This window comes from Pedobacter arcticus A12, from assembly GCF_000302595.1.
In the GTDB taxonomy this organism is placed as follows: domain Bacteria; phylum Bacteroidota; class Bacteroidia; order Sphingobacteriales; family Sphingobacteriaceae; genus Pseudopedobacter; species Pseudopedobacter arcticus.
The window spans coordinates 836,236-849,397 of record NZ_JH947127.1; the positions used below are offsets into that span (position 1 = coordinate 836,236).

Consider the following 13,162-nt stretch of genomic DNA (forward strand, 5'->3'; position numbering starts at 1 on the left):
TTACTAGCTAAAACGTATACTATTGAACAAATACCTAAAACTTAGTTTAAAAATACTGGCCTGGATAGTGGGAAGCGTTATCGGGATTTTTTTATTGGTTGTAATCCTAATTCAGGTTCCTGCGATACAGAATATCGTTAAAAACAAAGCTGTTAGCTTTTTAGAAGGCAAGTTTAAAACGCCTGTAAAAATAGAAAAGATAGAAATTGGCCTGCCCAAAAAAATTGTTTTGAGAGGTTTCTACTTCGAAAGCCAACAAAAAGACACTTTGCTTGCCGGCGACAAATTGGCGGTTGACATTTCGCTGTTCAAATTACTGGACAATCAGATTGAATTGAATTCTATTGACCTTGAAGGAATTGTTACGAATATCAAAAGAGGACAAGATTCTGTTTTCAATTTTGATTACATGATCAACGCTTTTGTGAGCGATCAGAAAAAACCAGCGCAACCGCAAGACAGCACTGCTGCTATGAAATTTTCTATCAACAAAATAAACCTTGATAAAATTCGCGTACGTTTTAACGATGCTATTACCAAAAACGATTTAGACGTTTACATCAACCATTTCGATACCAACATTAAAAAGTTTGATTTGGACAGCATGGATTTCAAAATCCCTAAAATCACTTTAAACGGTTTAAACCTAAAACTGAAACAGGGAGCATTAGAAAAAATTGCCGAAGGAACTGTTGAAGTCGCGGATTCGCTATCTTCTTCGCCCAGCATCAAACTTGATTTAGGGAAACTTGATTTATCAAAGATCATCATCACTTATGACAATGCCGAAAGTAATTTAGATACCAAACTAAATTTAGGTAAACTGTTGGTTGATTTTAATGCAATTGATTTAAAACAGCAGTTGGTTGATATTAAATCCATAGAATTTACGGATACAAAAGGGAATTTAGTTTTAGGCAAGGCTGAAAAACAAGCCGTTAAAAATGCGACTTCAAAAGATACTTCTGCTGCCGCAGAAAACTCAAGCTGGAAAGTGAATCTGCGTAAAGCCAATTTTAAAAATATTGCTTTTGCTTTTGACGATATGAATGCACCAAAAGCAAAAAAAGGGATGGACTTTATGCACCTAAATTTAAAGAACATCAACCTTGATGCTACTAATTTTTATTATAGTTTGGACACCATTTCTGGCGACATTAATAATTTCACTTTACAGGATAAAAGTGGCATAAACGTACAAAAGTTAAAAACAAACTTTTTTTACGGTCCAAAAAATGCTTTCTTAAAAAATCTTTACTTAAAAACTCCTCAAACTTTAATTAAAGATGAGATTATCGCTAAATATCCTTCAATAGCAGCTTTATCAAAAACACCAGGAGAATTATATATCGACGCCAACATTAACGGAAGCAAGCTGGGTTTTAAAGATATTTTATTGCTTGTCCCTACCCTTTCGGGCACCGCTCCTTTTAACACCATGCCCAATGCGGTGATGAATATCAACAGCAAAGTAATTGGTAAGGTTAAAGATTTACGCATTCCTAAATTAGAAATTTCGGGAATTGGAAACACCAAAATCGCTGCTAGCGGAAATATCAAAGGTTTGCCCGATGTAGAGAAAGCATACTTCGATTTAAATATCAAAAACTTTCAATCTACCGCAAAAGACATCAACGCTTTTATCCCAAAAGGCACTTTACCAACAAACATTCAACTGCCTTCTACTTTTGCAGCAAAAGGTTTTTTTAAAGGCGGCATTAACAACTTCAATACTAATTTGGCCTTAGCAAGCAGTTTTGGTAGTGCTAAAATTAAAGCAGCCTTTGATCAACGTATAAAAAACCGCGAAAAATATGATGCTTTTGTAGACATCAATAACTTTGATGTGGGGAAATTGATTAAAAATGATTCTGTTGGTAAAATCACTTTAAAAGCCAACATTAAAGGCATCGGGCTTGACCCAAAAACTGCGACTGCAACGGTCGACGGTACTTTGGTAAAAGCGGTTTTTAATAAATACACTTACCAAAATTTAGCAATAAAGGCCAACATAGCCAACGGACTTTTTAAAGCTAAGGCTGGAATGAATGACCCGAATTTGGACTTTGACTTAGTAGCAAACGGAAGTTTTAAAGGCAAATACCCAGCAGTAAAAATGAACCTAAATTTGGATAGCGTAGATTTAAAAGCATTAAATCTAAACGCTACGCCATTAAAACTAAGAGGTGTTTTAGATGCGGATATTAAAACTGCCGATCCAGATTATTTAAACGGACGGATATTTTTAACCAAATTATTAATCTCTGATGGCAAGGAACGCTACCAGTTAGATTCGGTAAAATTGCTTGCAAAAGCGAGCAACGATAGTACCAGTCTAAAACTAAAATCGCAAATATTATCAGCCAGTATTATTGGCAAATACAAGCTAACCCAAGTTGGCAGCGCTTTAAGCAATACGATAGCTAAATATTACAATACAGGTGCCAGCGCCACAAAACCCGACACTTTAAAACCACAAAAATTCACTTTTGCGCTAAACGTTTCCGATGACCCAATTCTGTATGCATTGGTTCCAAATTTAACTCGGATTGAACCAATCGCCATAAAGGGAAGATACAACAGCCAAGGTGATACGCTGGTAGTGAACGGCACTATTCCAAAAGTAATTTATGCCGGAAACACGATTAGCAATGGAAGATTGAAAATAACCACAGACAGCGCAGCCTTAAAATATAGTTTGATTATTGACGAGGTTAAAAGCGAGTCGTTACTATTACCACAAACCAGCTTAACCGGTCAGCTTAAAAATAATCTGCTCGATTATCGCTTACGAGTGCTAGACCAAGCCAATAAAGAGCGCTACTTAATTGCTGGAAATTTAAAAGCTTTAGAGAATAAGGACAGTGAATTTAGGTTGAACTTGGATGGCTTAAAACTGAATTATCAAAAATGGACTATTGCGGATAATAACGTAATACGGTTTGGTGAAACCGGTATTTTTGCTGATAATTTTGAACTCAGCAATTCTGGGCAGTCCATCAAAATACAATCCCAGCAAACATCGGCTAATTCGCCCTTGGCAATTGATTTTACCAATTTCAGGATAGAAACCATTACCAATATCATCTCTAAAGATTCGCTTTTGGCAGGCGGGGTAATTAATGGGAACGTAATTGCTAAAAACTTGGCAAATACACCAACATTTAATGCAGACATGACCGTTACCGATTTCAACTTTATGACAGATACCGTTGGAAACCTCGCCGTTAAGGTTAATAATAACACACCAAATACTTTTAATGCGGATGTAGCCATCACCGGAAACGGAAACCAAGTAAACTTAAAAGGTCTTTATAATACCGAGAGCAGTAGTTTTGATATGGATCTGGATATGCAACGCCTAAATCTGAAAAGCATACAAGGCTTTACCTTAGGCAATATTACCGATGCTAAAGGTTTTTTAAATGGCGCATTTAAAATTACCGGAAATGTTGATGCGCCTAAAGTGCGTGGTGATGTGGCATTTAACGATGCGGCATTTAGGGTAACCCCATTAAATTCTTATTATAAAATAGGCCCGGATAAGATTGTATTCAACGGCGATGGTATATTGTTTAACAATTTCTCTTTAATAGATTCTGCAAACAACAAACTCTCTGTTGATGGCGCAATTTACACCCAGACTTTCACCGATTATAGGTTCAATTTAACTGTTGATGCCGATAATTTTATGGCGGTAAATTCTACCGAGAAAGACAACGATCTTTATTATGGAAAACTATTTTTCGACACCAAAATGCGTATCAAAGGCGATTTGGATAATCCGATTATAGATGGGAGTTTAAAAATCAACAAAGAAACTGATCTTACTTTGGTACTTCCGCAATCTGACCCTGGCATTGCAGATAAGGAAGGTATTGTGGAGTTTATTGATCAAGATGATCCGTCATTCAATAAGGCTTTTGTATTGCCAGATTCGTTGAACAAAACCAACTTTACAGGGATGAATCTGACGATGGCAATTGAAGTTGACCCCAAAGCGGAACTCACCATGGTGATTGATAAAGGGAACGGAGATTTTGTTAAACTGAAAGGTGAAGCTGAGCTGAGTGCTGGTATTGACCCTTCGGGCAAAGTATCGTTAACCGGGAAATACGAACTGCAGGAAGGTTACTATGAGATGTCTTTCAACTTTATCAAACGTCAATTTAAAATTGATAAGGGAAGTAGCGTATTATGGACAGGCGATCCACTTTCTGCAACTTTAGATGTAACAGCTATTTACGTTGCGGAAACAGCTCCGATAGATTTAGTTGGCGATCAGCTTGGTTCGGCATCACAAGCGGTGAGAAATACCTACAAGCAGAAATTGCCGTTCAATGTTCTGTTAAAAATGAAAGGTGAATTAATGAAGCCCGAAATAAGTTTCGACGTAATTTTGCCTGATGGAAATTATAACGTTTCCACGGATATCATCAACAATTCAAAAACCAAATTAGAACAGTTAAGACAACAGCCAAACGAGCTTAATAAACAAGTTTTTGCATTGTTGCTTTTAAACAGATTCATCGGCGAAAATCCATTTGCGAGTGAAGCCGGATCTGGCGGTGCCGAAACTTTGGTTAGGCAGAGTGTAAGTAAAATCATATCGCAACAGCTGAACGATTTTGCAGGAAATTTAATTGAAGGTGTAGAGTTAAACTTTGATTTAGAAGCTACAGACGATTATACCACAGGACAAAGAGCAAACCGAACCGACTTAAATGTGGGCTTATCAAAACGTTTACTTAACGACAGGTTAAAAGTAACCATTGGAAGTAGTTTTGGGCTAGAAGGTCCACAGCAGAGCAACCAACAATCAAATAATATTGCCGGCGATGTGGCTGTTGATTATTCCCTATCCAAAGATGGAAGGTATTTGTTAAGAGCTTACCGTAAAAACCAATATCAGGTTGCGCTGCAAGGACAGGTGGTAGAAACCGGCTTAGGTTTTATCATTACTATGGATTACAATAGGTTTAAAGAGCTTTTTGAGAAATCAAAAAGTAAAAAAGAGAACAAAAAGAAGGAAAATACCGAGAGCAAATAACATGAAATTGAAGTCTTTTATATATCTATTCATCATCACTTTGTTTGTTGCATCTTGTAGCAATACCAAGTATTTGCCTAAAGGCGAATTGCTTTACGTTGGTGCTAAAATTAAAATTGAGGGTGATAGTGTTCCGAAAAATGAAAAATCTATTTTAAAAGATGAGCTGGAAAGCATTTTAAGACCGCTTCCGAATTCTTCCATTTTGGGTTTACGCCCCAAACTATGGATTTACAACATTACCAAAACCGACAAGCAAAAAGGAATTAAACATTTTTTTAACAAAAAATTTGGTCAAGCGCCAGTGTATTTCTCAAAAGTAAATTTAGATTATAACGTTCAACTGATTGAAAACAGACTGGACAATAGAGGTTTTTTTAAAGGCAAAGCTTACGCGGATTCTACCGCTAAACGCAAAAGAGCTACGGCAATTTATACGGTAAAGCCTAATTTCCAATATAAAATTAGAGAAGTAAAGTTCCCTACAGATTCTAGTAAATTGGGTTTAGCCGTTGCGGAAACTAAGGAAACCACCTTTTTTAAAGCCGGCGAGCCTTATGATTTAGATAAAATCAAAGCAGAAAGAACAAGAATTGATGCTAAACTGAAAGAACAGGGTTTCTTTTACTTTGGTCCAGATTATTTATTGATCCAGGTAGATAGTACGGTCGGCAAACACCAAGTGGATTTGATTATGAAAGTGAAAAATGAAACGCCACAACCTGCCAAAAATGTTTACAACATCGGTAAAATTTATGTTTTTCCGGATTATAGTTTAGGTGATGATAGTATTCAGCGCAATACAGATTCACTTTATAAATACAAAGACTTAATTGTTGTTGACCCCAAAAAGAAATATAAACCACAGGTTTTTGACCGGGCGTTACAATTTAACCAAGGTGATATTTATAACAGGACAGATCATAATTTATCATTAAACAGATTGGTTAACGTAGGGACTTTCAAATTTGTAAAAAATGAATTTAGAACTTCTGATTCTTTAAACAGTGTTTTAGATGCTTATTATTACCTAACCCCATTACCAAAAAAATCTATCCGGCTTGAACTGTTGGGTAAAACCAACTCCGCAAATTACACTGGATCAGAAGTAAATTTAAACTGGACAAACAGAAATACTTTTAGAGGTGCAGAGCAATTAACGATTACCGCGTTTGCAGGATTGGAAACACAAGTATCTGGACAAAACGGAGGCAATAATGTGATGCGCTTTGGCGGAGATGCCAGTTTAATTTGGCCAAAGTTTATGGTACCGTTTGTAAAACTAAAATCGGTTTCCGCATTTACGCCAAAAACTGTTGCAACCTTAGGTTTTGAATATCAAAACAGAACAAACCTATATTCGCTAAATACTTTTAGAGGTTCTTTTGGTTACCTGTGGAAAGAAAATATCCGTAAAGAACACTCATTAAAGGTTACAGAGATTACCTACACAAACTCTTCAAACGTTTCTGAGGAATACCTACTTAAGGCAAAGAACGATCTAAGTTTACAACGAGTAATTGATGATCAGTTGATTTTTGGTCCATCTTATAGTTATACGTACACCACTACTGGCGAAGCACAGAAGAAAAACACTTTTTATTATAAGGGACAGGTTGATCTAGCGGGAAACATAGCTGGCCTAATTAATAAAGGTGATGTATTAAATGGAGACACATCGAGAATATTTGGCGTACCATTTAGCCAATATTTAAAAATAGAAAACGATTTTAGACATTATTTAAAACTGGGCGCTAAATCTACAATTGCTAGTCGGGTTATCACGGGTTTTGGTTATGCTTACGCAAACTCTTCTCAGTTACCTTTTATTAAACAATTCTTTATTGGTGGTACAAATAGTTTACGTGGTTTTAGAGCAAGATCTATTGGACCTGGTAGTTACGAACAGGTGATTGATCCAAACTCCTTTTTACCAGATCAATCTGGAGATATCAAATTAGAATTAAACTCAGAATACAGATATGATTTCACCTCTATATTTAAAGGGGCTTTATTTGTTGATGCAGGAAATATCTGGTTGTTAAATAACGACCCAGAAAAGCCGGGAGCTACGTTTAGTAAGCAGTTTATAAGTGAATTAGCAGTTGATGCTGGCGCCGGCTTACGCTTAGATTTATCTTTTTTAATATTGCGTTTAGATTTAGGCTTCCCAATCAGAAAACCTTATTTACCAAAAGGAGATCGATGGGTTTTTAACGATATCAAATTTGGGGATAAAGCGTGGAGGAAAGAGAATTTAGTCTTTAACTTGGCTATTGGATATCCTTTTTAATAGTTATAGCGCAAGTTTTGAGTTAGTGGAAAAGGCTGTTGGGAGATTTGTACTTTAGATAAGAAGAAGATTTAAAACTTAGGTGTCCGTTAGAAGAAACGAAGCCTGCACAAGTCAGGTTTACCCACATGAGTAAACGCACTAATACTTGCGCTAGTAGCTTTTGAAATCTAAAAAAACGTTAATCTAACTGTCTGCAGTATTGCCAACGCAAAAAACATGTAAGCAATACTCTTATTAATTACACGGTGGCTAAATGAAAACTTATTTTGAATATACTGTGCAAATCGTCCGAAAAAATACAAACAACCAAACGAACCTATTGATGCGCCAATAGCAAAAACTACTAAAGCAATTCCTTCTGTACTAATCCATTGATGGGCAATTAAAAAAGTGCCTCCAATAGTCCAAAAAGGAATAATCATCGGATTAAAAACACCAAGTAAAATGCCAGTTTTAATACTGTCTCTTTTCTTATCGTTGGTCATAGGTTTAAGTGTTTTCTTTGACTGTAGGTAACTCAGCGTTCCCATTAGCAAAAAAATCCCGACCATGATCCACTCTAACCAAATCAAAAATTCTTTTTTTGTGGCAAACCATTCCGCGAAGCGCATCAATATATAGGTAAAAACACCTTCAACCAGCGCAAACGAGATTGCAAAAATCACCACTTGCTTTAATCCCTTGTTTATAGAAATCTGCATTGCCGTTAAGTTGATATTTCCCAGTGGGATATATCCAACAAAATTTACCACTACGGCTACAAAAAAGGTAAGCAAAAGCATAGGGGCAAAGATAAAACTTTAAGCAAATTTTGCGCATAAAAAAGCCGAAAGCAAAACCGCATATCGCCAGTGAGAAATGTTAGCAGTATTGATGATTAACTTAAGAATTGTTATTATCGTTGTAAAAACATGAGCGCAAAGAAACCAATTCAATGTGGAATACAATTTTAGCTAAAATAAAACTAGCAGCTCTCTTTAAATGGTTTTTAATATTTCGAAGAAAACAGTCTAAAAGTCGAAACTAACTTTTAACAATCCCATATAGAATGTAACTGATTATCTGATTACAATCAGTAGTGTTGTTTACAGATATAGACTTTTGCCCTGGTCTTTCCAGTCCAGATAGTGCAGCATTAATCCACGAGCTTAAAAAACAGATATCATTTTCAGACATTTTCTTAAACTCATCACATTGGACGCCACCGTTAATAATTTCTTTTATAAAATTAAGGTGGATTTCCTCAAACTCTTCTTTTAAGGGATAAATCTCTTTATAGTGATCAAAAATATCATCCAATACTACCTTTGAAAGATTAACGCTTTCTGCCCTTAATGCTAAACGGGACAATATATAGGCAGAGAATTTTGCGAAGGCGGTACTTTCTCTATTTACAGCCACTCTTATCAGCTTCGTAGCGTTCATCATCTCATGCTTTACTACCGATTGGAACAATTCCGTTTTACCTGGATAGTAATAATAAAGCGTACTTTTGCCCTTCCCTACCACCTTGGCAACTTCGTCCATGGTGGTTTTCTTTAAACCGTACTGAGAAAACAACGTTTTTGCTGCTTTCAATATCTCTAAATCTAATTCGTCTTCTTTCATTACACCTCTTTTTTATCGACTAAAATTTTTGGTTAGTCTAATATACAAAAATAAATTAAATAGTTTCATGGACTATAAACGAAAGAATCACCACAAAAATCGTCAGCATTCTGTAATAGATACGTCAGCTATCCGTCAAATATGCCGTTAGTCAATGAGTTACGATTCCTCTTCATTTTTAACCCGTAATTCAATTTCGCAGTGAATAAATTTTAGACTATTTTTGTTTCATAGTCGAAAACATAAAAATCAAATCGATTACTATTAATAAACAAAAACAAATAAAATCATGAAAAAATTAATTTTGTCAATCGCAGTTTTAACAGGTTTAGCATTTAGCAGCCAAGCACAAACAGAAAAAGGAAAATGGATTTTAGGAGGAAGCGCATCTTACGAATCAGTAAAATCCGATGCAAGTAATTCTAAAGCGGTAGAAAATTTCAGTATCGTACCAAACGTAGGTTACTTTATTTCAGATAATATTGCTTTAGGTACGGGTTTAGGATATCAATATACTAACATTGGAGTAGCTAGCGGAGCGTTAATCGCAGGTCAAACTGAGGCTTTTGTTGTTGCTCCTTTCGGTAGAGTTTATGTACCAATTGCGGAAAAATTCGCTTTCTTTGGTCAGGCGCAAGTGCCTTTGGCTTTTGGAACGGCAAAAGAAACTGATGCTGATGGCAAATCAGGCGATAAAATTGGCAACTCTACTGCTATTGGTGTTGTTTTATCTCCAGGTTTCACTTACTTCCCATCTAAAAAAATCGGAATTGAGTTTGCTTTTAAAGGTATTTCTTACAATAACCTGAAAGTAGAAGATGCAAACAACAATACAGTTAAAGGTGCAGGTAACGACAGCTTCGCAATTGGAACAGATTTCTTTGCTCCACAAATTGGAGTTCAGTTTTACTTCTAATTAGAACAAAACCATATTAACAAAAGGTTGCCTTACAAGGCAACCTTTTGTTGTTTATAAAACTTCGGGAAGCTTAGAGTAGTACGAACTATAAAGCTTCTGCACAACTACCAAACGTTTGTTGTATTTCGAAGTTCGCTGACACAGCTTAGTATCTCCCCCCAAAAAAAAATCCCCTGATTGTTTAATCAGAGGATCTTAAATCATCAAATATTACTTCGCTACAATGCCGCTCTCAGCATTAAAGCGCCAACGGTAACGTTTGTACGGCTATCAATGATAATAGCACCACCGTTTCTTTTGTTTTTATCGTATGGATCAAAAGCCAACTCATCGGCTGTCTTTATTTCAACCCTACCAATATCGTTTAATCCAAAACTATCTGCATTCACTTTTTCAAGCGTATTGATATTTACTTTGTACAAAATCTCCCGTATTTTGCAACGCGTTACCTTGCTTTGGTGTTGGATAAAATAAGTTGCAGAAGTATCTAACTCGCGTGTGTCCATCCAGCAGATATCTGCCTCAATTTCGTTGGAAACAATCGGCGGACGTTCAATTTCTCCAATCATGTCTCCACGACTGATATCTATCTCATCCGCTAAATGCAAAGTGATTGATTTTCCATCTTCCGCAATTGCATGTTCACCATCAAAAGTTTCGATCTTAGAAATGGTTGACTTCATACCTGATGGAAAAACCTTTATTGTATCTCCCAATTTTAGCGCACCGCTCAAAATCCTACCAGCATAACCTCTATAATCATGCAGTTCATCTGTTTGCGGTCTCACAACCCATTGTACCGCCATACGAGCAGGCAACAAAGTATCGAGTTCACGTACAGGAACAGTTTCTAAATGATCCAATAAGTTTTTTCCTTTATACCAAGGCATATTTACAGAATCATTTACAATATTATCTCCGTGTAAAGCACTTACGGGGATAAAAGTTACTTCATGTATACCTAATTTTACCGCTAAAGCATGATATTCAGCGTGGATTCGATCAAAAACCTCCTCGCTATAATCAACCATGTCCATTTTGTTAACACAAACAACCACATGCTCTAAAGCTAAAAGCGACACTAAATAGGTGTGACGAATTGTTTGCTCAATAACACCTTTACGGGCATCAATCAGAATAATGGACAAATCGGCGTTTGAAGCGCCTGTAACCATATTACGAGTATATTGGATATGCCCCGGAGTATCAGCAATAATGAACTTCCTTTTCTCTGTTTGGAAATATTTATACGCTACATCTATGGTAATTCCTTGCTCACGCTCGGCCTTTAATCCATCTGTTAAAATGGCCAAATCAACCGTCCCATCTTCATTTTTACGACTTGATTTTTGAATCGCTTCTAATTGATCTGCCAATACAGAACCTGTATCGTACAATAAACGACCAATTAAAGTGCTCTTTCCGTCGTCAACACTACCTGCTGTTAAAAATTTTAATATATCCATTAAAAGTATCCTCCTTTTTTACGGTCTTCCATGGCTGCTTCAGAAACTTTATCATCCATACGGGCACCTCTTTCACTAATTTTTGACTGACTGATTTCTAAAATAATATCGTCAATATCGGTTTTCACAGATTCAACAGCTGCAGTACAAGTCATATCACCAACCGTACGGAAACGTACGCTTTTGGTGTAAACTGTATCATCCGCATCCATGTTTAAAAACTCGTGTGCTGCCATCCAAACCCCATTTCGTTCAATTACTTCTCGGTTATGAGAATAATAAATAGAAGGAATTTCGATTTTTTCTCGCTTAATATAGTTCCAAACGTCGAGCTCTGTCCAATTGCTAATTGGAAAAACCCTTACATTTTCTCCTTTATTGATTCTGCCGTTGAAAGTATTCCAAAGCTCTGGTCTTTGACGTTTTGGATCCCACTGTCCAAACTCATCACGTACAGAAAAAATACGTTCTTTTGCCCTGGCTTTCTCCTCGTCTCTACGAGCACCTCCGATACAAGCGTCAAATTTATTTTGTTCTATAACTTCTAAAAGCGAAACTGTTTGTAAGGCATTTCTGCTTGCGTCTTTACCTTTTTGCTCAATTACTTTTCCGCTATCGATAGCATCTTGTACGTTAGCTACGATTAATCTTTCACCAATTTGTTTAGCTAAACGGTCACGGAATTCAATAACCTCGGGAAAGTTATGTCCGGTATCTACGTGTACCAAAGGAAAAGGAAACTTACCCGGACGGAAAGCTTTTTCTGCTAAACGTACCAACGTAATCGAATCTTTTCCTCCAGAGAATAACAGGGCAGGTTTTTCGAATTGCCCAGCAACCTCTCTTAAAATTGCGATGGCTTCTGCCTCTAGTTGATCTAAATAATCCATTTTTTTAAAGTAATAAGTATTAAGTAGTAAGTAATAAGACCATATTATATGGTGATAAATCTAACCTCTGCTTAAGACTTTTTTATTCATTCATTTCAAATTATAAGTCTTCGTCCAGTTGCGAACTACCAACTAAAAACTGTTGACTTTAGCAACTTATAAGTCTTCATCCCATTGCGGACTACGGGTTAATAACCGTTTGCCTTATTTACGGCTTAAAAACTTCTTCATGTGCGGTTACATCATGTAATCCGCATTCTTTCTTACTTGCATCTTCCCACCACCAACGACCGGCTCTAAAATCTTCGCCTGGCTGCACCGCTCGTGTACACGGTTGGCAACCTATACTAGGAAAGCCTTTATCATGTAGCGGATTGTAAGGAACATTCTTTTCATTAACGTAGGTTTTCACCTCATCCAAACTCCAAAAGAAAAGTGGATGTACTTTTATTAAGTTGTGCGCTGCATCCCACTCAACCCATTGCATATCCTCGCGATTTGCAGATTGATCTGCCCTTATTCCGGTTATCCAAACCTCGTGACCTGCTAAAGCTCTATTTAAAGGTTCAACTTTACGGATGCCACAACACTCTTTTCTGTTTTCCACAGATTCATAAAAACTACTTGGACCTTTTTTTGTCACCATTTCTTGTAGTTTTTCTTTGTCGGGATAAAACGTGTAAATCGGCTTCTGATACTTTTCTAAGGTACGGTTCCAGGTGTAATAAGTTTCTGTAAACATACGCCCGGTATCTAAAGTAAAAACTTTAACATTTAGGTCTTCAGTAAAAATCATATCAGAAATCACCTGATCTTCCCAACCAAAACTGGTAGAAAAAACTGCTTTTCCGCCAAAGTTTTGGGCAACAAAAGCCAAAAGCTGTTGTGGGCCTAAGCCTGCTATCGCTTGTTTTACTTCATCTATATTCATCT

At 36.6% G+C, this 13,162-nt stretch carries 8 protein-coding genes; 3 read left to right on the forward strand and 5 right to left on the reverse strand.

All coding sequences use genetic code 11. The annotated features are described in order from the left end of the window. The first annotated feature begins 22 nt into the window (after positions 1 to 22). Both B176_RS0115415 and tamL read left to right on the forward strand, forming a co-directional pair. The gene (locus B176_RS0115415) at positions 23 to 5,050 is read left to right on the forward strand and encodes a translocation/assembly module TamB domain-containing protein (protein ID WP_017259726.1); all 5,028 of its coding nucleotides are present in this window, start codon (positions 23 to 25) and stop codon (positions 5,048 to 5,050) included. Position 5,051: 1 nt separating this feature from the next. Beyond that, positions 5,052 to 7,343, forward strand: a complete 2,292-nt coding sequence (gene tamL, locus B176_RS0115420) for a translocation and assembly module lipoprotein TamL (RefSeq protein ID WP_026063377.1) — start codon at positions 5,052 to 5,054, stop codon at positions 7,341 to 7,343. 170 nt (positions 7,344 to 7,513) lie between these two features. On the opposite strand, the gene B176_RS0115425 is transcribed toward tamL, so the two are convergent. Both B176_RS0115425 and B176_RS0115430 read right to left on the reverse strand, forming a co-directional pair. Beyond that, positions 7,514 to 8,128, reverse strand: coding sequence for a LysE family transporter (locus tag B176_RS0115425; protein ID WP_017259728.1), 615 nt, complete (start codon positions 8,126 to 8,128; stop codon positions 7,514 to 7,516). Positions 8,129 to 8,369: 241 nt separating this feature from the next. Beyond that, positions 8,370 to 8,954 carry a TetR/AcrR family transcriptional regulator gene (locus B176_RS0115430; RefSeq protein WP_017259729.1) on the reverse strand — a complete coding sequence of 195 codons (585 nt, stop codon included), beginning with the start codon at positions 8,952 to 8,954 and terminating at the stop codon, positions 8,370 to 8,372. A 289-nt stretch (positions 8,955 to 9,243) separates the two neighbouring features. Here B176_RS0115430 and B176_RS0115435 point away from each other — a divergent pair, with 289 nt between their 5' ends. Beyond that, positions 9,244 to 9,870: an outer membrane beta-barrel protein gene (locus B176_RS0115435; protein ID WP_017259730.1), complete on the forward strand. Its 627-nt coding sequence runs from the start codon at positions 9,244 to 9,246 to the stop codon at positions 9,868 to 9,870. Between the two features lie 221 nt (positions 9,871 to 10,091). Here B176_RS0115435 and B176_RS0115440 read toward each other — a convergent pair whose 3' ends face one another. The 3 genes from B176_RS0115440 to B176_RS0115450 form a co-directional block, all read right to left on the reverse strand. Beyond that, a complete protein-coding gene (locus B176_RS0115440) occupies positions 10,092 to 11,339 on the reverse strand; it encodes a sulfate adenylyltransferase subunit 1 (protein WP_017259731.1) in 1,248 nt (415 codons plus the stop codon). Further along, positions 11,339 to 12,229 carry a sulfate adenylyltransferase subunit CysD gene (cysD, locus tag B176_RS0115445; protein ID WP_017259732.1) on the reverse strand — a complete coding sequence of 297 codons (891 nt, stop codon included), beginning with the start codon at positions 12,227 to 12,229 and terminating at the stop codon, positions 11,339 to 11,341. Before cysD ends, B176_RS0115440 begins: the two co-directional genes overlap by 1 nt. 208 nt (positions 12,230 to 12,437) lie before the next feature. After that, a complete protein-coding gene (locus tag B176_RS0115450; RefSeq protein WP_017259733.1) occupies positions 12,438 to 13,160 on the reverse strand; it encodes a phosphoadenylyl-sulfate reductase in 723 nt (240 codons plus the stop codon). Positions 13,161 to 13,162 lie beyond the last annotated feature (2 nt).